General features: G+C 75.9%; 17 protein-coding genes. 14 read left to right on the top strand and 3 right to left on the bottom strand.

What is annotated here, in order from left to right:
- Positions 1-87: 87 nt before the first annotated feature.
- From ACFC1F_RS12425 to ACFC1F_RS12380, 10 genes are all read left to right on the top strand, one after another.
- Positions 88-858, top strand: a complete 771-nt coding sequence (locus tag ACFC1F_RS12425; protein ID WP_376157590.1) for an SAF domain-containing protein — start codon at positions 88-90, stop codon at positions 856-858.
- A 1-nt stretch (position 859) separates the two neighbouring features.
- On the top strand, positions 860-2140 hold the full coding sequence (locus tag ACFC1F_RS12420) for a hypothetical protein (RefSeq protein WP_376157588.1): 1281 nt from the start codon (positions 860-862) through the stop codon (positions 2138-2140).
- Positions 2130-3746, top strand: a complete 1617-nt coding sequence (locus ACFC1F_RS12415; protein ID WP_376157586.1) for a CpaF family protein — start codon at positions 2130-2132, stop codon at positions 3744-3746. The genes ACFC1F_RS12420 and ACFC1F_RS12415 overlap by 11 nt, the downstream gene beginning before the upstream one ends.
- A complete protein-coding gene (locus ACFC1F_RS12410) occupies positions 3746-4735 on the top strand; it encodes a type II secretion system F family protein (protein ID WP_376157584.1) in 990 nt (329 codons plus the stop codon). The genes ACFC1F_RS12415 and ACFC1F_RS12410 overlap by 1 nt, the downstream gene beginning before the upstream one ends.
- Positions 4732-5610, top strand: coding sequence for a type II secretion system F family protein (locus tag ACFC1F_RS12405; RefSeq protein WP_148642265.1), 879 nt, complete (start codon positions 4732-4734; stop codon positions 5608-5610). The genes ACFC1F_RS12410 and ACFC1F_RS12405 overlap by 4 nt, the downstream gene beginning before the upstream one ends.
- Positions 5611-5676: 66 nt before the next feature.
- Positions 5677-5961, top strand: a complete 285-nt coding sequence (locus tag ACFC1F_RS12400; RefSeq protein WP_148641698.1) for a hypothetical protein — start codon at positions 5677-5679, stop codon at positions 5959-5961.
- A gap of 35 nt (positions 5962-5996) precedes the next feature.
- Entirely contained in the window at positions 5997-6368 is a 372-nt protein-coding gene (locus ACFC1F_RS12395; RefSeq protein WP_376157581.1) for a TadE/TadG family type IV pilus assembly protein, read from the top strand.
- Positions 6365-6901, top strand: a complete 537-nt coding sequence (locus ACFC1F_RS12390; RefSeq protein ID WP_376157580.1) for a TadE/TadG family type IV pilus assembly protein — start codon at positions 6365-6367, stop codon at positions 6899-6901. The genes ACFC1F_RS12395 and ACFC1F_RS12390 overlap by 4 nt, the downstream gene beginning before the upstream one ends.
- 229 nt (positions 6902-7130) lie before the next feature.
- The gene (locus ACFC1F_RS12385; RefSeq protein WP_376157578.1) at positions 7131-7526 is read left to right on the top strand and encodes a hypothetical protein; all 396 of its coding nucleotides are present in this window, start codon (positions 7131-7133) and stop codon (positions 7524-7526) included.
- On the top strand, positions 7526-11434 hold the full coding sequence (locus tag ACFC1F_RS12380; RefSeq protein WP_376157576.1) for a BTAD domain-containing putative transcriptional regulator: 3909 nt from the start codon (positions 7526-7528) through the stop codon (positions 11432-11434). Before ACFC1F_RS12385 ends, ACFC1F_RS12380 begins: the two co-directional genes overlap by 1 nt.
- Before the next feature lie 126 nt (positions 11435-11560).
- Here ACFC1F_RS12380 and ACFC1F_RS12375 read toward each other — a convergent pair whose 3' ends face one another.
- Entirely contained in the window at positions 11561-14848 is a 3288-nt protein-coding gene (locus ACFC1F_RS12375; protein ID WP_376157574.1) for a BTAD domain-containing putative transcriptional regulator, read from the bottom strand.
- A gap of 270 nt (positions 14849-15118) precedes the next feature.
- Here ACFC1F_RS12375 and ACFC1F_RS12370 point away from each other — a divergent pair, with 270 nt between their 5' ends.
- The 4 genes from ACFC1F_RS12370 (at position 15119) to fabV (ending at position 20802) form a co-directional block, all read left to right on the top strand.
- Entirely contained in the window at positions 15119-16639 is a 1521-nt protein-coding gene (locus ACFC1F_RS12370) for an FAD-dependent oxidoreductase (protein ID WP_376157614.1), read from the top strand.
- Between the two features lie 93 nt (positions 16640-16732).
- Entirely contained in the window at positions 16733-16885 is a 153-nt protein-coding gene (locus tag ACFC1F_RS12365; protein WP_376157573.1) for a hypothetical protein, read from the top strand.
- 494 nt (positions 16886-17379) lie between these two features.
- On the top strand, positions 17380-19245 hold the full coding sequence (locus ACFC1F_RS12360) for a hypothetical protein (protein ID WP_376157571.1): 1866 nt from the start codon (positions 17380-17382) through the stop codon (positions 19243-19245).
- A gap of 342 nt (positions 19246-19587) precedes the next feature.
- Positions 19588-20802, top strand: coding sequence for an enoyl-[acyl-carrier-protein] reductase FabV (gene fabV, locus ACFC1F_RS12355; protein ID WP_376157569.1), 1215 nt, complete (start codon positions 19588-19590; stop codon positions 20800-20802).
- A 143-nt stretch (positions 20803-20945) separates the two neighbouring features.
- Here the strand turns inward: fabV and ACFC1F_RS12350 are convergent, their stop codons facing one another.
- On the bottom strand, positions 20946-22307 hold the full coding sequence (locus ACFC1F_RS12350) for a S8 family serine peptidase (protein ID WP_376157568.1): 1362 nt from the start codon (positions 22305-22307) through the stop codon (positions 20946-20948).
- A 197-nt stretch (positions 22308-22504) separates the two neighbouring features.
- The gene (gene fabG / locus ACFC1F_RS12345) at positions 22505-23263 is read right to left on the bottom strand and encodes a 3-oxoacyl-ACP reductase FabG (protein ID WP_209408781.1); all 759 of its coding nucleotides are present in this window, start codon (positions 23261-23263) and stop codon (positions 22505-22507) included.
- Positions 23264-23327: the final 64 nt, after the last annotated feature.

Genomic DNA, 23327 nt, shown 5'->3' with positions numbered 1-23327 from the left:
AGCAGCACAGCAACGTGTCCGAACGACGTGGGAGAGGCCGGAGCCCGGTGGAGAACCGTACAGACAGCGACGCCGGGGGTGTCCGTGGTGGTGCCTGAGCAGGGCCAGGCCACGCCGCACGCCCCGGGGCGCGCGCTCCGGGCACGGCGGCGGCGGCCGGCGGTGCTGGCCATGGCGGTGGCGCTGATAGCCGCCGGCGGGCTGGGCGGCGCGGTGCTCTACAACAGCACCGGGCAGCGGGTCGCCGTGCTGGCGCTCGCCCATGACGTGCCGTACGGGCAGGTGCTGACCGATGCGGACCTGGTGGTGGCCCGGATCGCCAGCGACCCGGTGCTCAAGCCGGTGGCGGCCACGGACCGCAAGGAAGCGATCGGGATGCGGGCCACCACCGACCTCAAGCGCGGCGCGCTGCTGCTGAAGGCGGACGTCGCCCAGGCGCTGAGCGTGCAGCCGGGCCAGCTGATCGTGGGCGTCTCGGCCAAGCGCACCCAGTTGCCGGCGACCAGGCTCCAGCCCGGCCTGCCGATCGTCGTGGTCTACACGCCGGACACCGGCCGGCCGGACTCGCTGACCGCGGTGGTCATCGCGGTCAGCCGGGTCGACACCGACGGCAGCCAGGTGGTGGACGTCGCGGTTCCGGCGGCGGACGCCCCCCGGCTGGCCTCCTGGGTGGCCAGCGGGCGGATCCAGGTGGTGCTCGCGCCGCGCGGGGCGGCCGCCGGCACGGCCCCGGGGACCCCCGCGCCCTCGGGGACACCCGCCGCGCCCTCGGGGACGGCCGGCCCGTCCGGTGCGGCGACCGGTGCGGCGACCGGTGCCGCGAGCGCACCCGCGTCCACCGGGGCGGGTGGGGCCTGAGATGGCGGTGATCGCGGTGGTCGGCGGCCCCGGGGCACCGGGGGCCACCACGACGGCGCTCGCACTGCTGCTCGCCTGGCCGTTGCAGCCCGGGCGCCGGATCCTGCTGGTCGAGTGCGATCCGGACGGTGGCGCGGTGCTGGCCGGCGCGCTGGAGGGCCGGGTCGAGGCCGTGTACGGGCTGCGCAACCTGGCCGTCGCGGACCGTCGCGGGCTGCTCACCCAGGCGCTCTGGGAACAGCTGATCGACCTCTCGCCCGAGGGGAACGCCGAGCGGCTGCTGCTGCCCGGCCTGACCGACCCGACCCAGGCGCCCGGGCTCGCCTACACCTGGGAACCGCTGATGGAGGTGCTGCACGGGCTGGAGCCGCAGGGCTACGACGTGATCCTGGACCTCGGCCGCTCCGGCGCGACCGGGACCAGCGCCGTCCTCGCCCGCCGGGCCGACGTCGTCGCGGTCACCGTGCGCACCACCCTGCGCGGGCTGAGCGCGGTCCGCCCGCGGCTGTCCGGGCTCGCCGAGGACCTCGCCACGGCCGGCACCGGGGCGGACGCGCTGGGCCTGCTGCTGGTCGCCGAGGGGCCGTACTCGGGCGCGGAGGTCTCGCGCGAGTTCGGGCTGCCGGTGCTGGGGTTGCTGCCGCACGCGGCCCGCACGGCCCGGGTGCTGTCGGACGGCGGGGACGTCACCGACCGCCGGTTCATCCGCTCGGAGCTGATGCGGACGGCCCGCTCGGCGGCGGACGAGGTGCAGCTGCTGGTGCGCCGCCGCCGGCAGCGGCTGGCCCCCACGGCCGCGCCCGCACCCGCCCGGCTCGCCGCGGCGCCCGAGGCCGACGCCCAGCCGCAGCCGCTCGCCTACGCCCCGCCGCCGGTGCCGGCGCCCCAGCCGTACGGCCAGGTGCCGCCGCCGGTGCCGCCGGTGATCACCACCGGGCCGGTGGCGCCGCTGGCCGGGCTGGCCCCGCAGCCGGCCGCGCCCGCGCCCTTCCCGGCGCACGTCCAGCCGCAGCAGCCGCAGCAGCCGGGGACGTCGGCGGGCCCGTCGTCCGCGGGGCCCTCCGCCGCGCCGGGGTACGGGCAGGAACCCTCCGGTGCGCCGCAGTACGGCCAGGGGGCCGCGCCGCAGTACGGCCAGGTGCACGGGCCGCAGTACGCCCAGGGACCCTCGCCGGAGTACGGCCGCGTCCAGCCGGAGCCGTACCGGCAGGGTTCGCCGTCGTACGGGCAGGGCCCGCAGCCGTCGCAGCCCGGCCACGGGGAGGTGCTCCGTGCGCGGTAGCCCCCTGAACCAGCACCCGGCGCCGGCCGACCCGGCCGCGCTGCCCTGGGCGACGCCCCAGCCGGCCGCCCAGCCCTTCGTCCAGCCGGGTCCTGTCGCGCCGGGTCCTGTCGCGCCGGGCCCCGTCCCGCCCGCGGCCGCCCCGTCCGGCGGCTCCGCGACCCCCACCGCCGTCCCCTCCCAGCTGCCCTCGCTCGACCGGCGCGGCGCCGGCACCCGGCCCGCCGTCGACCCCCAGGTGGCGCGTGAGCTCAAGCGCCAGGTCGCGGCCGAACTGCACCAGCAGATCACCCGGCTGACCGCCGCCTCCGGCACCGAGCCGGACCGCGCCACCCGCCGTCAGCGCGGCCGGGCGCTGATCGAGGAGGCCGTCGCCCGCTGGTCCGACGCCTACGCGCAGACCCACGGCATCCCGCCCACCCGCGAGCAGGACCGCGCGCTCGCCGAGGCCGTCTTCGACCTGCTCTTCCGGGCCGGCCGGCTCCAGCCCTACCTGGACGACCCGGAGATCGAGAACATCCTGATCAACGGCTGCGACGACGTCTGGGTCTCCCGGGTGCACCAACCCCTGCGCCAGGTCCCGCCGGTGGCCGACACCGACGCCGAGCTGGTCGAGCTGCTCCAGGACCTCGCCCGCCAGCACGGTGGCGGCGAGCGGAGCCTCTCCACCGCCAGCCCGACCCTCGCGCTGCGGCTGGAGGGCGGCATGCGTCTCCAGGCCCTCACCGAGGTGACCCCGCGGCCCTACGTGGCGATCCGCCGCCACCGGGTGGCCTCGGCGACCCTCCCCGAGATGGTCCGGCTCGGGACCCTCGACTCCACCCTGGCCGCGTTCCTGGCCTCGGCGATCAAGGCCCGGAAGAACGTGATGATCACCGGCACCCAGGGCGTCGGCAAGACCAGCCTGCTGCGCGCGATGGCCGCCGAGATCCCGCCGGACGAGCGGATCGGCACCCTGGAGTCGGAGTTCGAGCTCTGGCTGCACACCCTCGGCCACCTGCGCCAGGTGGTCCCGATGGAGGCCCGGGAGGGCAACGGCGAGCGCGTCGAGGGCCGGATGGCCGGCGAGCTGACGATCGGTGACCTCATCCCGGCCGCGCTGCGGATGACGCTGTCGCGGATCATCGTCGGTGAGGTCCGCTCCGGCGAGGTCGTCCCGATGCTGCGCGTCATGACCAACGGCGAGGGCGGCTCGATGTGCACCCTGCACGCCCGGGGGCCGCACATGGTGGTCGACCGCATCGCCGAACTCTGCCTGGAGTACGGCTCGCACATGACCGACGCCCTCGCCTACCGGCTCACCGCCAACGCCGTGGACCTCATCGTGCACGTGTCGATGGTCGACGAGACGGCCGTCGGCGGCCGGCGCCACCGCTTCGTCTCGCACGTCCTGGAGGTGACCGGCCTCGGCGAGAGCGGCCGGCCCGCCCTGAACACCGTGTTCGGCCCGCGCCCGGAACTGGGCGAGCCGCGCGCCGTCCCGCACACCCCGCCGAACTGCCTGGACGACCTGCGCCGGGCCGGCTTCGACGCCGCGCTGCTCGGCTCCCGGTACGGGAGCTGGGCCGAGCCCCTCCAGCTGCGGATCGGCGGTGGCGGCCGGTGATGCTGCTCCTCGTCCTCTGCGGCCTGCTGGTCGCACTCGGCCTGGTCGCCCTCGTCGTCTGGGCCCGCGGCAGCGAGCCCGTCGAGGAGGACGCCGAGGCCGACGGGCCCGGCCCGCTGGCCGGGCGCGCCCACGTGTTCTGGTACGGCGCCCCCGGCACCGCCCCCGCCCGGGTGGTGCGGCTGCGCCGGATCCAGCTGCCGCTGGCGCTGGCCGGCGCGCCGCTCGGCTGGCTGTTCACCGGTATCCCGCTGACCGCGCTGCTGGTCCCGCTGGCCGTCTTCGGGCTGCCCTGGCTGTTCGACACCACCCGCCCGGACACCCACCGGATCGAGCGGCTGGAGGCGCTCTCCGAGTGGACCCAGCGGATCGCCGACGTGCTGCTGCTCGGCGTCGGCCTCAACCAGGCCATCGTCACCAGCCGCCGGACCGCCCCCGCCGCGATCGAGGACGAGGTCGGCGAGCTGGCCGCCCGGTTGCAGGCCCGCTGGCAGCCGGAGGAGGCGCTGCGCTCCTTCGCCGACAGCCTCGCCGACGCCACCGCCGACAAGGTGCTCGCCGCGCTGCTGCTGCGCTCCGGGGACAGCGGCCCCGGCCTGGCCCGGGCGCTCTCCGACATGGCCGACTCGGTCCGCGAGGAGGTCCGCCAGCGCCGCACCATCGAGGCCGACCGGGCCAAGCACCGCACCACCATCCGCTGGCTGGTCGGCATCATCGTGCTGGTCGTGGTGCTCGGCTCGTTCAACACCGAGTACACCAGGCCCTACGGCACCGTGCTGGGCCAGGTCGTGCTCGCGGTGGTCGCCGCGCTCTTCGTGGCGATCATCGCCTGGATGCGCGCGCTGGCCTCGCACCCGCCGGTGCCGCGGCTGCTGGAGGCCGACCGCCGCAGCAGGACCGGCCGCGGGCGGTCCGGCCGGCGCGCGGACGCGGGCCCCGGCGAGGGCGGCTCCGCCGAAGAGCAGGACCTTCTCGGGGAGGCCCGATGATCTCGCCCTGGTCGGTGCTGGCCGGCGCGGTCGCGGCCGGCGGCGTCGCCCTGCTGATCTCCGAACTCCGGCCCGCCCCGCCCGACCTGAGCCAGGCACTGGACCGGCTGCACCGCACGCCCGCCGACCGGACGCCCCACCCGGACGAGCGGCCGCGCTGGTTCGACCGGATCGGCGAGCAGTCGATCGGTCTGCGCGGCGTGCGCATCCCGTACCGGGAGCTGTCGCTGATCGGCCGCACCCCGGCCCGGTTCATGGCGCACAAGCTGCTGTTCGCCGTGATCGGCCTCGTCCTGCCGGCCTACCTGGCGGCGATGGCGCTGCTGCTCGACATGGGCCTGCCGGTCGCGATGCCGCTGGTGGTCGGGCCGCTGCTGGCCGGGCTGTTCTGGTTCGTCCCGGACGCCATCGTGCGCGGCGAGGCCAAGGAGGCGCGCACCGAGTACCTGCACGGCATCGCCGCCTACCTGGAACTGGTCGCGCTGGAGCGGGCCGCCGACCTCGGTCCCGCCGAGGCGCTGCGCCGTGCCGCCTCCGTCGGGCGCGGCCCGGTCTTCCGCCGGATCCGGGACGCCCTGGACCGCGCCGCCACCGACCGGCTGCCGCCCTGGGCGGGCCTGGACGCCCTGGCCGCCGAGCTCGGACTGACCCCCTTGCAGGACGTCGCCGACATCATGCGGCTCTCCGGCACGGACGGCGCCGCCGTCTACGACACCCTGCGGGCCCGGGCCAAGGGCCTGCGCGGCGAACTGCTCGCCGAGGACCTGGCCAGGGCCAACGCCGACAGCGAGCGGATGGTCGCGCCCGGGGCCGCCCTGACCCTGCTGATGACCGTCCTGATCATCTTCCCCGCGCTCCACCAGATGCTCGGCTGAGCAGGTCGCGCGGGACCTGCCACACCGACCGAGCGGCTGACACCACACCAACCCCGGGAGTCCCCGATGTCCGACCAGTTGAAGGCCCTGGCAGGCCGGTTGATCCGGCCCACGCTGCTGCCCGTCCAGTTCGCGCTGCTGCTCTTCCAGTTCCGGGTGGGCCGGGTCAGGGCCGCCAGGGCGCGCGGCGACCGAGGTGCGATCAGCATCGAACTCGCCCTCGCCGTCATCGCGTTGGTCTTCGTCGCCGGAGCCGTCGCGGTGGCGCTGTACGCGCTGAAGGACAAGGTCGTGAAGAAGGTCGAGCAGGACCCGAACCTCCCCGGCGCGGGTGCCGGCGCGGCCACGTGAGGCACCGGCCCCGTCGCCGTGGCGACCGCGGATCGGTGAGCCTGAGCCTGGCCATCGTGTTCCCGGTCGTCCTGGTGCTGATCCTGCTCGTCGTCCAGGCGTCGATGTGGTGGTACTACCGCCAGGTCGCGCTCACCGCCGCCCGCGAGGGCGTGGACGCCGGACGCGTGCAGGGGGACCGGAGCGACGGGGCCAAGGACGAGGCGGCGACCAGGCAGGCCGAGGACTTCCTCGGCCGGCAGGGCGTGCGGGAGTACCGGGTGACCAGGGACGGCAGCACAACGGAGCTGATCCGGGTGACGGTGGAGCTGACCGCCCCCTCCGTCGTCCCGTTCCTCAAGCCGACCGTCACCCAGTACGCGGAGGCGCCGCGCGAGCGGTTCCTGCCGCCGAAGGTGGTGCCGTGAAGCGGGCGGCCGGGCGCGTGGCCGGGCGGGAGGTCAGGCCGTCCGCCGGGCGGGTGGCCGGGTTCCCCGGGTGGGGGCGGCGGTTCGCGGCGTGGCGGACCGCCCGGTCGGGGCGCGGGCGCGCCGGCGGCGGCGTGGCGATCGAGGCGGCGGTCGTCGCCCCGGGCGTCGTCGCGCTGATCCTGGTCGCCGTCGCCGCCGGCCGGGTGCAGACCGCGGCCGGCACGGTGGAGGCGGCCGCCCGCTCGGCCGCCCGGACGGCGTCGCTGGTGCGCAGCGCCGCCGGGATGGACGAACTGGTCGAGCGGACCGCCCGGGCCACCCTCCAGCAGCAGGGTGTCGACTGCCGCAGGAGCAAGGTCACCTTGAAGCCGGGGCAGCTGGAGAGCCGGGGCGTCGTGATGGCCACCGTCGAGGTGATCGTGGAGTGCGAGGTGGGTCTGAGCGACCTGGTGCCGGGGCCCCGCATGCCCGGGACGAAGAAGCTCATCGGCCGTTTCACCTCGGTGGTCGACCGCTACCGGGGCGGGTGAGACGGCCGGTGCGGACGAGGTTCCCGGGCGGGGATTGGGGACGCCCCGGGCGGGGGAGACGCAAGCGGAGGGCTCCCGGGGGCGGCAGGTGCGAGGCGGAGCGGTTCCGGCGGGGACCGGTGGGGAGACGAACGTGCGGGAGGGGAGCGTGAGGGCGCGCGGACCCCGGGGGGAACGGCGGGGCCGCGGTGTCCGGGGGTGGACGCGCGGTCGGTCGGACCGGGGTGCGATGGCCATCTTCGTGGCGATCTGCGCGGCCTTCCTGGTCCTGGTCATCGCCCTCGTCGTGGACGCCGGCGGCCGGCTGCGCGTCGCCGAACGCACCGACGCCTACGCCCAGGAGGCCGCCCGGGTCGGCGGCCAGCAGCTCGACGAGGCCGGTGTGCTCAGCGGCGAGGGCTACCGGGTCAAGCAGCAGTACGTCGAGGACGCCGCCAACAGCTACCTCGCCCTCTACCACCTCAAGGCGGCGGGCGTGTCGTTCTCGCCGGACGGAAAGGCCGTCACCGTCACCGTGGAGGCCGACTACAAGCCGGTCCTGCTGGGCGAGCTCGGCAAGCAGAAGGTCACGGGCAAGGGGACTGCCACCCTCGTCCACGGAGTCGAGAAAGCGGAGACCGACTGATGGTCGCGCCACGTGCCAAGGACCAAGCCCGCGCCGGACGTTCGGCCCGCGGCGGGCCCGCCGACCCGGCGCCCGGCCGGCGCCCGGCGGCGCTGCCGCCGCGCCGTGGCGGCCGGGGCGGGGCCCTGCTCACCGCCGTCGCGGCGCTGCTCACGCTGTGCGCGCTGCTGGCCGGCGTGCCCGCCCTGCTGCTGTACGGCACCCAGGCCGTCGCCGCGATGGGCGACGTCGCACCGGACGGCGTCGGGCAGGCGCTGACCAGCCCCGACGACGGGCGGCTCTTCCTCTGGCTGCTGGTCGTGGTCGGCTGGCTGGGCTGGCTCTGCTTCGCCCTCTCCGTCCTGCTGGAGATCCCGGCCCAGCTGCGCGGGCGGATCGCCCGGCGGATCCCGGCGTTCGGCTGGAGCCAGCGGCTGGCCGCCGGTCTGGTCGGCTCGGTGATCGCGCTGCTGCCGGTGGCCGGATCGTCCTTCGCCGCCACCCCCGAGCGGGCCCAGGCCGTCTCCGCCCCGGCCCAGTTGACCATCGGCGCGCAGCGGGCCGCACTGCCCGCGGCCCAGGCCGCGCCCGCGCTCGCGCCCGCCGCCGACCAGCACCCCACGTACACCGTCCGGGACTCCCGACCCGCGGACAGCCTCTGGTCCATCGCTGAGCGCCAACTTGGTTCGGGAGAGCGGTGGGTGGAGATCGCGAAGCTCAACGACGGTCGGGTGATGGACGGTTCGGGCACCCGGTTCGACGCCGACCGGCCGATCCAGCCGGGGTGGGAGCTGGCGATGCCGGGTGACGCCAAGGCGGACGCGTCGCCTGCTCCCGCGCCCGCTCCGGCTTCCGGGCCCGCTCCCGCGCCGAGTTCGCCGAGCGCGCCGCAGACGGGGGCCGACGGTGGCGCCGCCGCCGGGCACGGCACGGTGACGGTGGCGGCCGGGGACAGCCTGTCGGCCATCGCCCAGCGGGAGTTGGGGGATGCCGAGGCCTGGCCGAAGCTGTTCGAGGCGAACAAGGGCGTCCAGGCGCCGGACGGGGAGCGGCTGACCGACCCGGACATGGTGGTGCCGGGGATGGTCCTGGCGGTGCCGGGCGCTGCCGCACCCGCGCCTGCCCCGGCACCCGCACCCGCACCCGCGCCTGCCCCGGCACCTCCGGCCCCTCCGGCCCCCGCGACGCCGGCCCCGGCCACCCAGGCACCGGCCCCGGCGCACACACCCGCGCCCACCCCGCCGACCACCCACGCCCCGGCCCCCGCCGCGCACACCGAGGCGGCCCCCAGCGACGACTACACCGCCGCGCTCGCCGCCTCCACCGTCGGCGTGCTGCTCGCCGCCATGATGATCGGCACCGTCGCCCACAAGCGCGGTACCCAGCTCCGCGCCCGCCGTCCCCGTCACCGCATCGCCCTGCCGGGCGCGCCCGCCGCCGCCTTCGAGGCCGAGCTGAAGGCCCGCCAGGACGACCGCGGCCTCGACCTGCTCGACCGCGCCCTGCGCACCATGGCCCGCAACACCGTCCGGGGCGGCAAGCGCCTGCCCGTCATCGTCGCCGCCCGGGTCACCCCCGGGGGCACCGTCGAGCTGCACCTCTCCGGACCGGCCGCCCCGATCGCGCCGTTCCGCGCCGCCCACGCGCCCAACGTCTGGTGGTGCGCGGCCGACTCCACCGACCTGCTCTCGCCCGCCCAGGCCCGCAAGTCCGCCGCGCCCTACCCGGCCCTGGTCACCCTCGGCACCGGCCCGGACGGCTCGGTGGTCCTCGCCGACCTGGAGACCGTCCGTCTGCTCCACCTCTCCGGGCACCCCGACGACGCCCGCGACGTGCTGCGCACCCTGGCCGTCGAGCTCGCCCACAGCCCGCTCGCCGACCGTCTCCACCTGCACCTGGTCGACCTCGCCGAGGAGCTGCCGATCAGCGGCCCGGCCGCCGAACGGATCCACCGTCACCCCACCCTGGAGGCGGCGCTCACCGCCCTCGGCCCGCGCACGGCCAAGGCCCGCGCGACCCTGGTCGCCGCGGAGGCCGCCAGCCCCCGGGACGCGCGCAGCCGCGGCCAGGCCGACGAGTCCTGGATCCCGGAGATCGTGCTCTGTGCCCACCAGCCGGGCGGCGACATCCCCGCCGAACTCGGCCGCCTGCTCGACGCCCGCCCGCGGACCTGCGTCGCCGTGATCACCCGCGCGCCCGAGCGCGGCACCGGGCCGGTCGCCCGCTGGACCCTGCCCAGCACCGGCCAGGCCACCATCCCCGGCCTGCACCTCACCCTGGAGCTCCAGCGCCTCACCGGCGGGCAGTACGAGCAGGTCGCCGAACTGCTCCGGGCCGCCGACGACACCACCCAGTACCCCGCTCCGGCCTGGACCCTCGACGGTCCCGGCATCGACCTCGAACCGGCGGAACTCCCGGCCCCCGTCCCGGTGCTGGCGGCGGTCGGGGCCGGTCCGGGTGCCGCCTCGGGTGCCGCCCCCGGCGAGCGGGACGGCGGTGGCCCCGACGCGGCCGGCCCGCGTCTGCTCGCCCGGGTCATCGGCACCGGCGTCAGCCCGTTCGCGGGCACCGACCCGGTCGCGCCCGCCGTCGGCACGGCCGGTTCAGCCGGCACGGTCGGTTCATCCGGTGCGGCGGCCGGCCCGGGTGCCTCGGGGACCCCGGGCGGCCCGGGTGCGCGCTTCCTGGCCAACGGCCTGGGGCTGCACTCGGGTTCGGGCACGGGAGCCGGTGCGGAAGCGGAATCGGGAACGGGAACGGGAACGGGAGCCGAGGGGGAGGAGGACCTGGACGAGACCACGCAGAACCTCCGGCTCCCGTCCGGGGCCGACGTGGTCGTCCCGGTGCGGCCCGTCCAGCCGGTGCCGCCCGCCGAGCCCTCGCCCGAGCGCTCGCCCGAGCCCTCGCCCGAGCTCTCGCCCGGGTCCGCTCCGGAACCCGCCCCCGGGCGCGCCGCGGAGCCGGTCCCCGAGCCGGTGCCGACGCACGACCCCGCACCCGCGCCCACCGGCGTCGACCCGCGTACACCCGCCCGCCCGCAGCCGGCCCCCGAGCCGTCGCCGCAGCAGGACGGCGGCCCCGCCGCGCCGTCGGCCCGCACCGCCCCCGGCCGCAGTGACAGCGACGACCTGCTCGCCATCCTCCGCTCCCCGGAGGCCCACGCCACCCGCAACGCCCCCCGGATCAGGCTGCTCGGCCCGGTCGACGTGGCCGGCGCCGCCGGCACCGCCGAACCGGCCGTCCTGCCCCGGCTCACCGAACTCGCCGCCTACCTCGCCCTGCGGCCCGGCGCCGACCACAACGCCCTCGACCACGACCTCCACCCCGGTGCCGCCCACCTCGACCCGCACCCCACCGCCGCCGACGCCAAGAGCCCGCTGCCGGGCAAACTCACCGACCTGGCGGCCTGGTTCGGCAGCTCGACCGAGGGCCGGGCCTTCCTGCCCACCGACACCCCCGACGGCTACACCTTCGCCCCGACCGTCACCTGCGACTGGGACGAGTTCCGCAGCCTCTACCGCCGCGGCATGCGCAGCACCAGCGCCACCGCCGACGCGGCCCTCGCCCACGCCCTCGCCCTCGTCCGCGGCGCCCCCTTCGCCGAGGCCCCGCCCGCCGCCTACGGCTGGGCCGAGGCCGAACGGCAGGACATGATCGCCGCGATCGTCGACACCGCCCACGAACTCGCCGCCCGCCGCCTCCAGTACGGCGACCACCGCAGCGCCGAGGCCGCCGTCTTCCGCGGCCTCGCCGTCGCCCCGGACGTCGAACTCCTGCACCGCGACCTCTTCTACGCCTACGCCTCGGCCGGTGCCCGCGACCAACTCGTCCGTGCCGTCAACCGCCTCGACGCCCTCAGCCGCCGCACCGGCCGCAGCCTCGACGCCGACACCGTCGCCCTGCTCCGCGACCTCCTGTCGGGAGCGTGACGCCTCTCCCGTCGTTCCAGGGTTGTGGTCTCCCGAGCCCGGACGGTACGGGTGCTCCGTACCGTCCGGGCGTGACGGTACGGAGCCCGGGCAAGGGCCGTGACGAACGCAGGGACCCACGGCCGATCACCCGGGCTCCGGGCGAGCCGTCCGGAGCCTCCGGCGCAGCCGGGCCGGGTCGGCCTCGGTCGCGGCCGTCCTCCCGTCCAGCTCCCAACCCCTCCCGTACGCCGCTGCGAAGGCTTCCTCGCCCAGCGCGGCGCGCCCTCGGCGGGTGAGCTCGCCGACCTGCCGATCGGTGCGGTCGTGAGCGCCGCGCAGCCGGGAGGCGGCACCGAGCAGGACGGCGGACTCGTGGTGCAGCCCGTGCGCCTCGGCGAGTGCGGCCGTGTTCACCGCCACCAGCGACAGGACGGGCAGGTCCCGGGTTTCCAGCCCCGCCGCGTACGCCTTCGCCAGCGCCTGCTCCGCGCCGGCCGGGTCATCGGTCGCCAGGTACAGCGACGCCCGGACGCTGCCGACCAGCGTCCGGGCATGGTCGCCGGGGAACGGGGAGTCGCCGTCCAGACCCCGTTCGGCTCCGTCGAGCAGTTCCCGTGCCCGGTCCAGGTCGCCGAGCCGCACCCGGAGGACGGCCTCCCACGCGTCGACCAGGAACCGCATCTCCGGCGCGTTCGCGCGCAGCGCCCGCTCCCGGGCCGAGTCGATCGTCGTGGTCACCAGGTCGGTGTCGCCGCGCCGCAGGTGCAGATCGATCCAGCGCAGGTCGTCGAACACCTCGTCGCCGAGGCTGAGCGGGCCGAACTCGGCCGCCAGCGACCGGGCCTCGCGCAGGTCGGCCAGCGCGCCGTCGAGGTCGCCGTCGTACTGCCGCAGCTGGGCGCGCACCGGCAGCACGTTGGCCTGGCCCCAGCGGTCGCCGACCTGCCGGAAACAGGCCAGGGCCGCCGCCACGTCGGTGCGCGTCCGGTCGAGCTCGCCCGCGTTCTCGGCGAACCGGGCCCGGAACATGCGGGCGAGCCCGGACAGCCACACGTCGTCGCCGTCGGCCAGGTGCTCGATGAGCGCGGGCGTGCTCTGCGCCTCCTGCCGGAACGCGCGCGGGAGCGCGGCGAGCGCGCCGTACGGGCCGGGCAGCTCCGGGTACGCGAGCAGCCGGTCGGCCAGCGCGCGGATCCCGGCGTGGTCGGCCGCGGTCTCCTCGGCGGTCATCCCCGACCGGATGTCGATCCGGTTCAGCAGGTGGATCGCGCGGGCGCAGTCGCGGTCGGGCGTCGGCTCGCCGCCGGGCACCGCCAGTGCCTCGCCCAGCCAGTAGGCCGCGTCGGCGTGCCGGCCGAACATCTGCCAGTACCAGGTCAGGTCCAGGGCGAGGGCGACCGCGCCGGGGGCGTCGCCGGTGTCGCACCGCCGGCGTAGGGCGGCGAGCGTGTTGTCGTACTCGGCGCTCACGACCCGGATCGCCGCCGGCTGGCCGGGCCCGCGCAGCTGCGGGTCGTACCGGGCCATCAGCGCGGCGAAGTGGTCGGCGGCCAGGTCACGGACGGTGCCGAGATCGCCGGTGTCGGCCAGGCGGTCGGTGCCGTACTCGCGCAACGTCTCCAGCATGCGGTAGCGGCCCGGTTCGGGCGCGAGCTGCAGCAGCGACCGGTCGACCAGGGCCGCGAGCAGCTCGGGGATTTCGGCCGCCGGCACGGCGGTGCCGGCGCAGACCGCGGTGGCCGAGGCCGGTGTGACGCCACCGGGCAGGACGGAGACGCGTTCGGCGACCGTGCGCTCCTGCTCGCCGAGCAGGTCCCAGCTCCAGGAGATCACCGCGCGCAGCGTGCGGTGCCGGGGCAGCGCGGTCCGGCTGCCGGTGGAGAGCAGCCGGAACCGGTCGGACAGCCCGTCGGCCAGTTCGGGCAGCGACAGTGTCCGTAGCCGGGCCGCGGCCAGTTCGAGGGCCAGCGGCATCCCGTCCAGGCCGCGGGCCACCCGCCGGACCGCGGGCAGCGTCGTCTCGTCCACGTCGAAGCCCGGGCGCACGGCCGCGGCCCGCTCGGTGAACAGGCGTACCGACGCCGCCCGCCGGACCTGCTCGACGCCGTCGTCCGGCCCGGGCAGCGCGAGCGGACCGAGGGGCACCAGGACCTCGCCGTCGACCGCCAGGGGCTCGCGGCTGGTGGCCAGCACCCGCAGCCCGGCGCAGCGGGGCAGCAGTGCCGCGACCAGGTGGGCCACGGCGTCGATCAGGTGCTCGCAGTTGTCGACGAGCAGCAGGCTCTCCCGGCCGCCGAGCCGGTCGACGAGGACGTCCAGCTCCTCGCCCTCGACGCGCGCCCGGGCGTCGAACACGGCGCCGCCGCGCGGTCCGATCCCGGCGAGCAGGGCCGAGGCGACCTTGGCCGGTTCGGTGACCGGGGCGAGGTCGATCATCCAGGCGCCGTCGCGGTACTCGTGGCGGTGGCGGCGGGCGGCCTCGACGGCGAGCCGGGTCTTGCCGGCGCCGCCGGGGCCGAGCACGGTGACCAGACGGCCGGCGGCGAGCCGCGTGGCGATCCGGGCGAGGTCGTCGTCGCGGCCGATGAGGCTGGTCAGCGGCGCGGGCAGGTTGCCCGGACCGGGCCGCGCGGTGTCGGCGGCCGGTCCGCTCCGCACGGGGTCGGCGGCCGGAGCGGGTGGCTCGGCGTGCAGCAGACGCAGGTGGCGCTCGCGCAGGGCGGCGCCCGGCTCGGTGCCGAGGGTGTCGGCCAGGGCTTCGCGGACCCGCCCGTACAGGGCCAGGGCCTCGGCCTGGCGGCCCTGGGCGGCGAGCGCGTCGATGAGCAGCGCAGCCGCCCGCTCGTGGACCGGCCGCTCGGCGAGCAGTGCGGTCAGCCGGGCGGCGGCCGCGTCGGCACGGCCGAGGGACAGCTCGGCGTCGGCGAGGTCGGCGACGGCCTCGACCGAGGTGTGAGCCAGCCGGGTCGCGGCGGCGGGTGCCACCGCGGCGACGGCCGCGGGCTCGGCGCCGGGTTGATCGCCCCACAGCGCCACGGCCTCGCCGAGCACGGCCGCCGCTGCGCCCGGGTCGCCGGCGCGCAGGCCGTCACGGCCGGCGGCGGCGAGCCGCTCGAACCGCAACGCGTCCACGTCGGCCGCGTCCACGTCCAGCCGGTAGCCGCCCGCGACCTGCGCGACGGCACGGGCCGAGCCGAGGGCCCGGCGCAGCCGCGAGACGAGGGTCTGCAGGGCGTGGGCCGCACCGGCCGGCGGGGCGTCGGCCCAGATCGCGTCGACCAGGACACCCTGAGCGACCGGGCGACCGCCGGCTAGCGCCAGCCGTACGACCAATGCCTGCAACCGCGCACCCGGAACGGGCAGGGCGGCGTCACCGCGGGCCGCCCGAAAGGCGCCGAGCAGTGTGAGGCGAAGCCGCGTGTCCCCGTCCATCCACCGATCCTCGCGCGCGCACCCTCGCACCCCCAAATCAGCACGGTGCCCCGGCACATCAGCACGGTGCCCCGGCCCGTCACGCCCTGCGGGAGGCCTGCCGGCCGCACGCACCCGGCGCTGACACGGTGCGGGGCGGAGTGTCAGCGCCGTGTGTGCACCGCGTGAGCGGACCGCGGCAGTCTCCGAGTGACGGATCCCCGATGTCAGATCCCCGATTTCACGCACCGGGTCAAGCGTTCTGTCGGCCCTTCGGAAAGAGGAAATCCCGTGCATGACACAGTGATCGTGGGCGCCGGCCCGGTAGGCCTGTTCCTCGCCTGCGAGCTCCGCCTCGCGGGCTGCTCCGTGGTGGTGCTGGAGCGGGAGCCGGAGCCCCGCTCCCCGTGGAAGGCGGAACCGCTCGGGATGCGGGGCCTGTCCGCCGCGTCGGTCGAGGCGTTCTACCGCCGGGGGCTGCTGCGCCCGCTGCTGACGGCCTCGGGCGTCCGCGACGATCCCGGCGCGGCCCCCGACGCGGACGAGCCGTCACCCCCTCGCAGCGCGGGCCACTTCGCCGGAATGATGCTCGATCCGACCAGGGTCGACCTCGCCGCCCTGCCGTTCCGGCTTCCCGGCCCGGCCGTGGAGGGCGTGATGACGAACCTCGAAGCGATCGAGACGGTGCTCACCGAGCAGGCAACCGAGCTCGGCGTGGAGATCAGGCGCGGTGTCACGGTCTCAGCCGTCACCCAGGACGACGACGGCGTGGTCGCGCGCGCCGGCGGGCACGAGTACGCGGCGCGCTGGCTGGTCGGCTGCGACGGCGGACGCAGCACGGTGCGCCGGCTCGCGGGCTTCGAATTCGTCGGCACCGAGCCGCAGTTCACCGGTTACGTCATGCTCGCCACCGTTGCCGACCTTGAGAAGCTGCGCCCCGGGTTCAACCTGACGCAGACGGGCATGTACCTCCGGACGCACAGGGACGGGCACATCGGCATGACGGATTTCGACGGCGGCGCGTTCGACCGCTCGCAACGGCCGACTCGCGACCACCTCCAGGCGGTTCTGCGCCGTGTGTCGGGCACCGACGTGACCTTGGGCGACGTCCGTCTCGCCGCCAGCTTCACCGATCGGGCGATGCAGACGACGACCTACCGGCAGGGGCGCGTGATGCTCGCGGGCGACGCCGCTCACATCCACTCCCCGCTCGGAGGCCAGGGACTCAACCTCGGCCTCGGCGACGCCGTGAACCTGGGCTGGAAGCTCGCGGCGTCCGTGCACGGACACGCGCCGGACGGCCTTCTCGACACCTACACCCGCGAGCGCCATCCGGTCGGCGCGGGGGTGCTCGACTGGTCGCGCGCCCAAGTGGCGGTCATGAGGCCGGACCCGCATGCCCGGGCGATCCAAGGAGTGGTTCGAGACCTGCTCGGGACCCGGGACGGAACGACCCATGTGTTCGAGCGGACATCGGGATCGTCCAACCGCTACGACCTCGGCAGCGAACACCCGCTGACCGGCCGCAGCGCCCCGGACTTCCGCCTTGCCCACGGCATCCGCCTCGGTGACCTGATGCACGACGGACGAGGCGTCGTGCTCGATCTCAGCGCCGACCGTGCCCTGCACGGTTCAGCGAGGGGCTGGGAGGGCCGGATCCGGTACGCGGTCGGGCCGGCGAGGGACGACCTCGGCCTGGGCGCCGTGCTCGTCCGGCCCGACGGCACAGTCGCCTGGGCGGGTGATCGCGACCCTGATCGTGCAGCGTTCGAGCGGGCCGCCGGCCAGTGGTTCGGCAGTCCGGAACTCTGAGGCAGCCGCCTCGTGCCCAGGTGCGGCGGACGGCGTGCACCCGACACCGGCCGGTCACGCCGCGCTCGCGGCGGCCTGGCTGCGCCTGGTCGCGTGACCGGGCCCGGCCGTTCACTGCGCGCGGCCCTGCTCGGCCTCGGCGCCCGGGCGGACGACCGGCGTGGGCAACTGGTCCGGCAGGAAGACCCGTTCACCCCTCGCCGACCGGCGGCGGAGGACGGCGCCGACGGGGCGGACACCGCCTGACGCGGGGCCGGGCGGGGACGGCCGCTGGTGCCGGGGACACCGGCCGGCGGGCGGCGCGGCTCGCGCGCGGGGCCGGCCGGGCCTTGATCACCGCCCCGGCCTGGCTCGGGCGTGCCGGGATCTCGTAGGGTGGCGCAGACGGACGTGGTGGTCGGCACCACGGGGCAGGAAGTCAGACGCCGCTGGGCGGCGGGGCGGGGCGGTGACCAGAGATGGCGGAGACGACGGCTGTCCCCGGCAGTCCCGATCCCGTGGCCGACACGGGCCCCTGGGACGCCGTGCCGCCGGGCCCCGCACGCAACCCGTACGAGGAGCACCCACCGGGACCGGCCGCGCTGTACGAACCGCCCGCGCAGGCTCCGGCACCCGTCCAGGCTCCGGCGCCCGTGCAGGGGCCGGCGCCCGTCCAGGCCCCGGTACCCGGCCAGGGGTCGGTACCCGTCCAGGCCCCGCCGGCGCCGCCGGCTCCACCGACCGGATGGACCGTCACCGGTATGTCCGTCGTGGCCCCGCCGCCGTCGGCGACGCCGCTGCCGTTCACCGTTCCGCTCCCGGGAACCACCCCCGCCCACGGCGTCCCCGTCGGCCCGGGCGGCCTCGGGACGGCGCCGCGCGGGCGCATCCTGGTCGTCGAGGGCGGCTACGGCAACTCCGGCCGCCGCACCTGGGGGCGCGGCGGACCGGCCCAGGCACCCGTACTGTCGGCGATGCTCGCCGCCGTCTCCCCGCAGGTCCTGCTCGCGGCCGACGCGGTGGACGCCGTCCACCTCCCCGCCGCCAGCGACCCGCACACCGTGCTCGCCCACCTCCGGGCCGCCGCCCGGCACCCCGGACCGCTGCTCGTCCACCTCGGCGGCCACCTGCTCGCCGACAAGCGCGGCGGCCAGCTCCACCTCACCCTGCGCGACTCCAAGCCCGGCAGCGTCCGGCAGGACGGCCTCGCCTGGCAGTCCATCGCCGGCGAACTGCGGCACCGGCCGGCCGAGTGGCAGACCCTGGTGATCGCCGACCTGAGCGCCGACCAGAACGCCCTGCCGTTCCTCCAGGGGACCGTCTCCCCGCTCGCCGACGGCCTCCCGCTCTGGGCCGTGGTCAGCCCCGACCCGGAGCAGATCGGCACCTTCACCCGCGCGCTGATCGAGGCCCTGCACGGCGGCCGCCCGGGCGCGGACGCCGTCCTCGCCCCCGAACAGCTGCGCCAGCAGGTGTACTCGGTGCTGCGCCCGGACGTCGTCATCCTCGCCACGCACGCGCCGAACCGTCCGTTCTTCCGCAACACGGCCCGCCGTACGGACGGCCCGGTCGTCGACGCCACCCCGTACGAGGGCCCGCGCCCGGCCGCCGTGCTGCCGCGCCCGCCGGCCGAGCACGACGAGGGGGTGCGGGACGCCGTTCCGCGCGATGCCGTCCCGGCACCGAGGCCCGCCGTCACGCTGGACAAGCCCGCCGCGGCCGCCTTCGCCGTGGCCGCGCCGACCGGCGTACCGGCCGGCGTACCGACTGCCGCACCGGCCGGCGTACCGGCCGCCGCGCCCGTGCCGCCGTCCGACGGCCCGGTGCACCTCCTCAAGCCCGGGGTCCCGCCCACACCCCCGCCCCCGGCCCACCCCGTCGACCTGCTCAAGGCCTACGCCTGGCGCCCCACCTCGGACGGCGTCGTCACCCTCGACAAGCAGACGCCGACGGACGCGGTGCCGGCGGATGCGGTGCCCGAGGCCGAGGTGCCAGAGACTGCGGTGCCTGAGGCTGAGGCGCCCACGGACGTGGTTCCCGAGGCCGAGGTGCCCGAGGCCGCGGTGCCGGCCCCCGTCGACCCCGCTCGCGTCGAGCCCGAGGCCGCCGCGCCCGCGCCCGACGCCCCCGAGCCTGCCGTGCCCGAGACTGCCGCCGCTCCCGACGCCCCCGAAGCGGACGCCTCGAAGCCCCGCGCGGACTACCGCGAGGTGATCGGCCGGATCGTCCGCAGCGCCGATGCGGGGGACCACACCGCCGCCACCGATCTCGCCTTCGCGCTCGAACTGGAGGCGATCGCCGAGCACGGTGCCGTCTCCGAACCGGTCCTGCAGGTCCGTCAGGTCCGCGCCCACGTGTGCCGCCTGGCCGGGAAGACGATCGAGGCGGCGGACATCTACCGCGAGGTCGCGTTGACCCTGCTCCGCTCCCAGGGCCCGGACCACCCGGAGACCCAGCAGGCCGCCACCAACGCCGAGGCCTGCTGGCGGGCGATCCAGGACCGCGCGGAGGCCATCCGCATCGCCCCCGAGATCATCGAAATGCGCGCCTACCTCCCCGGCCCCGACGGCCGCAAGCTCCGCGCCGCAGAACGCCACCTCGCCCACCTGGCCGCCGACGCCGGCTGATCCTCCCGCTCGCCCACCCCTCCCACCCCTCTCACTCCTCCCGCCGCTGCACAGGAAGTCGGCCAGGCCGATCTCCTGTGCGGGTGGTGCCGGTCCGTCATGTCCGTCATGGGATCGGGAACGTGGACCGGGAGTGCGGGCGAAGGGACGGGCGGAGCCCGGCGCTGCCCGGTCGCGGCCGCGTGCGGCTGCGCCGTGACTGGTGGAAACACTCCAAGATCGGGTCATGATCATTGTTCCTGGCGGGCCCACGGCAGGTGCCCGTCCTCTCGCAGACTTGCAGGACGTGGCGGCCCGGCCGGTCGCCCCGTCTTCGGACCCGTCGACCCAAGGACTGCAGTCGTGAGCGAGCGCGTTCTCATCCCCCGCAACCGGGGCTTCCTCTTCCTGGACTCCCACCCGGCCGGCTGCGAGCGGCTGGTGGCCGACATGTGGCAGGCGTGCCCCGACCCCGACGGCGTGCCGGAGGGTGCCGGGCCGGTGGCACTCGTCATCGGCTCCTCGGCCGGATACGGTCTGGCGGCCACGCTCGCCGGACTCAAGCGCGCCGGCATCCGCGGCGTCATGGTCTCCTTCGAGAAGGCCCCCACCGAACGGCGCACCGCCACGGCCGGCTGGTACCGCACCGCCGCCACCGCCGACATCGCCCGGGCCGCCGGGCGGGATCTGGTCTTCCTCAACGGCGACGCGTTCTCCGACGCGATGAAGGACCAGGTCGCCGACCTCATCGAGAAGCGCTTCGGCGGCAGGCTGGACCACCTGGTCTACTCGGTGGCCGCGCCCCGGCGTACCGACCCCGGCACCGGCACCACGTACGCCTCCGTCCTCAAGCCGATCGGCCGGGCGAACCGCACCAAGACCCTCGTCTTCGACGACCAGGGCGTTCCCGAGGTCCGTGAGGTCGAGACCGGGCCGGCCGAGGGCGACGACGTCGAGCAGACCGTGGCCGTGATGGGCGGTGCGGACTGGGAACGCTGGATCGACCACCTGGCCGGCCGGGGACTGCTCAGCGAGGGCTTCACCACCGCCGTGCTGTCGTACATCGGGTCGTCGCTGACGGCGGCGATCTACCGGCAGGGCACCATCGGCGCGGCCAAGGCCCACCTGGAGGCCACCGCCCGCACCCTGAACGAGCGGCTCGCCGGGACGGTGGGCGGGCGTGCCGTGACCTCCGTCAACGGCGCCGCCGTCACGCAGTCCTCCACCGCGATCCCCGGCATCGCCCTGTACACCGGCCTGCTGCGCGGCGTCCTCGGGGAGGCGATGGTCCCGCCGGTGCGTCAGCTCGCCGCCCTGTGGGACCAGCTCACCGGTGCCGCCCCGCTCGCCCTGGACGACGAAGGCCGGGTCCGCCTGGACGGGTGGGAACTCTCCGACGACGTCCAGGCCGCGGTGGCCGAGCGCTGGGAGGCCGCCACGACCGGTACCGTCGCCGGCCTCGCCGACCTCGACTGGTTCCACGCCGAGGTCCAGCGCCTGTACGGGTTCTCCGTCCCGGGCGTCGACTACACCGCCGCAGTGGCCACCGACGTCCCGTGGCCCACGCCCGCGCCCTGACCCCGACCGGGAGGGCCGCCCGGCGGGGACCCCGCCGGGGCGGCCCCCGCCTCGTCGACGGCCTCCGCGCGCCACGGGCGCGGGGCGGATGTGCCGGTGGGGGAGCCGGGCGGGCCGGCTCCCCCACCGGGGGTGTGCTGGGGTCAGCGGCCCGCGAGGGCGCGGACGAACCTGTTGCCGTCGATGGTGCCGAGGCCGCTGGCGAGGTCGTAGCCCTTGGTGGCCTGGTAGCCCGTCACCTTGTCCCAGGAGTTGTCCCCGGCCGTCACGTCGACCAGGCCGCTCCACTGCTGCGGGAGCAGGTTGAGGCCGTACAGACGCCAGTTGAGCTGGCCGAGGCGGTGGCCGGCGAGCTGGTCGGCGAGGGCGACGATGCCCGAGAAGATCGGGGTCGCCTCGCTGGTGCCGCCGGTGAGGTGCCAGCCGACCGAGGTGGGGTCGTAGGACTCGTACGTCCAGGCGCCGCCGTCCACGGCCGCGCTCATGCTGATGTCGGGCGTGCCGCGGTGGTTGCCGGTGACCCCGGCCACGCCGGCCTGGTACCAGGGGCGGTCGAAGACGCCGGAGACGCCGCCGCCGCCCGCGCCGTACTTGTCGTGCCAGACCTTGTCGGGCGCGGTGCGCTTGCCCGCGTCGTCCAGGCTGAGCTGGGTGCCGCCGATGGAGGTGACCAGCGGGTCGCTGGAGGGCCAGGAGTTGACCTTGTACGGGTACAGGTCCTCGCCGTTCTCCTTGGCGTCGGTCGCGCCGTTGTCGCCGGAGGCGCTGAGCACGGTGACGTCGTGGGCGGCGGCCTCCTTGAAGGCGTAGCGCAGGTCGGTGAGCGACTTGAAGTCGCCCTTGTCGAAGCCGGGGAAGGTGTTCTCGGTGGCGCCGAAGCTCTGCGAGATCACGTCGGCCCTGCCGGACTTGATGATGGCCTTCTCGGCGTCCATCATCTCGGGCAGGCCGGTGGTGCCCTCGGTCTCCGCGACGCCGGTCTCGACCAGGATGATGTGCGCGTCGGGGGCGACGGCGTGGGCGTACTCGACGTCGAGGGTGGTCTCGCCCGCCCAGCCGGTGTGGTCGGCGTTGGTGGGGTCGAACGGCGGGACGTTGCCCCACTTGACGACCTCGACCTGGGTGTCGGGGATGCCCCACTGCTTGTCGAAGACCTCCAGGTCGTGCTGGATGGTCGGCGAGCCGAAGGAGTCGACGATGACGATGGTGCGGCCCTTGCCGGTGATGCCCTCCTTGTACAGCGGGTCGAGGTTGTAGGCGGTCCGGTACTGGAGCGGGGAGTAGCAGTTGATGCCGATCTGGCTGACGCACTGCGAGGTGGGCAGTGGCGCGGTGCGCCCGGTGGCGCTGATGTGCCCGGCGGAGGCGGGGCGGACGTGCACGCCGGCCAGACTGCCGGAGGCCGTGGCGCTCACGGCCGGGACGGAGAGCGTGCCGGCGGTCAGGGCGGTTGCCCCGGCGGCGAGCAGGGCCAGGGCGCGGCGGAGGGTGGCGGGGCTGCCCATGGGACTCCTTGGGACGCAGGGCCCGACCTGGTTCGGTCGGGTCGGTCCGGCCATCCCATCGAGTGCCACATGATCATGCCATAGTCATTTCGTACTGCCGGCATGGTCACGCCTGGCCACCAGAAAAGGTAAAGGCCGTCCCAGGCGAAGGTAACCCACCACCGGGGACGGCCAACTGATGAAACGTCAGCAACCGGTCAGCGTGCCCCACCGTTGACGTACAGCGTCTGCCCGCTCACGTACGAGGCGTCCTCGCTGGCCAGGAAGGCGACCACCGAGGCGATCTCCTCGGGCCGGCCGACCCGCCGCAGCGGCGTCCGGGCGGCGACCTCCGTCTGGTGGTCCTCCGCCGTGGCGCCGACCCGCTCGGCGGTGGCGGCGGTCATCGCGGTGGCGATGTAGCCGGGGGCGACGGCGTTGACGTTGATGTTGAACGGACCCAGCTCGATCGCCAGGGTGGCGGTCAGCCCCTGGATGCCGGCCTTGGCGGCCGCGTAGTTCGCCTGGCCCCGGTTGCCGAGCGCGGAGCGCGAGCTGAGCGAGACGATCTTTCCGTACTTCTGCGCCGTCATGTACTTCTGCGCGACGTGGCTGCAGTTGTAGGCGCTGGTCAGGTTGACCGTCAGCACCGCGTCCCAGTCGGACTTGGGCATCTTGAAGAACAGGTTGTCCCGGGTGATCCCGGCGTTGTTCACCAGGATGTGCACCCCGCCGAGGTCCTGCGCCACCTGGGCGAACACGGCCTCCACCGCGTCGTAGTCGGCCACGTCGCAGCCGTACGCGCGGGCGGTGCCACCCTTGGCGGTGATCTCCTCGACCGTGCCGGCGGCGCGTTCGGCGGTCAGGTCGACGACCGCGACGGCCGCGCCCTCCTCCGCCAGCAGCCGCGCGGTGGCCGCACCGATGCCCTGCGCCGCGCCGGTGACGACGGCGACCTTGCCTGCGAAACGAGTCACAGCAACTCCTTCGATGAAGCGGTGAAGAGGTGAAGAACTGGGGGGAAGTGGACGAGGGCCGATG

Origin of the sequence: Kitasatospora sp. NPDC056181 (assembly GCF_042266225.1) — a bacterium.
Taxonomy (GTDB): domain Bacteria; phylum Actinomycetota; class Actinomycetes; order Streptomycetales; family Streptomycetaceae; genus Kitasatospora.
The sequence above is the reverse complement of the archived record's forward strand: the minus strand, read 5'-3'. Positions and strand labels throughout refer to the sequence as shown.

What these genes read in the sequence shown, in the direction of transcription:
- ACFC1F_RS12360 (WP_376157571.1), top strand. Translation starts at nt 17,380, where the DNA reads ATGTCCGTCGTGGCCCCGCCGCCGTCGGCGACGCCGCTGCCGTTCACC.
- ACFC1F_RS12410 (WP_376157584.1), top strand. Translation starts at nt 3,746, where the DNA reads ATGCTGCTCCTCGTCCTCTGCGGCCTGCTGGTCGCACTCGGCCTGGTC.
- ACFC1F_RS12375 (WP_376157574.1), bottom strand. Translation starts at nt 14,848, where the DNA reads ATGGACGGGGACACGCGGCTTCGCCTCACACTGCTCGGCGCCTTTCGG.
- ACFC1F_RS12420 (WP_376157588.1), top strand. Translation starts at nt 860, where the DNA reads ATGGCGGTGATCGCGGTGGTCGGCGGCCCCGGGGCACCGGGGGCCACC.
- ACFC1F_RS12405 (WP_148642265.1), top strand. Translation starts at nt 4,732, where the DNA reads ATGATCTCGCCCTGGTCGGTGCTGGCCGGCGCGGTCGCGGCCGGCGGC.
- ACFC1F_RS12380 (WP_376157576.1), top strand. Translation starts at nt 7,526, where the DNA reads ATGGTCGCGCCACGTGCCAAGGACCAAGCCCGCGCCGGACGTTCGGCC.
- ACFC1F_RS12385 (WP_376157578.1), top strand. Translation starts at nt 7,131, where the DNA reads ATGGCCATCTTCGTGGCGATCTGCGCGGCCTTCCTGGTCCTGGTCATC.
- ACFC1F_RS12350 (WP_376157568.1), bottom strand. Translation starts at nt 22,307, where the DNA reads ATGGGCAGCCCCGCCACCCTCCGCCGCGCCCTGGCCCTGCTCGCCGCC.
- ACFC1F_RS12400 (WP_148641698.1), top strand. Translation starts at nt 5,677, where the DNA reads ATGTCCGACCAGTTGAAGGCCCTGGCAGGCCGGTTGATCCGGCCCACG.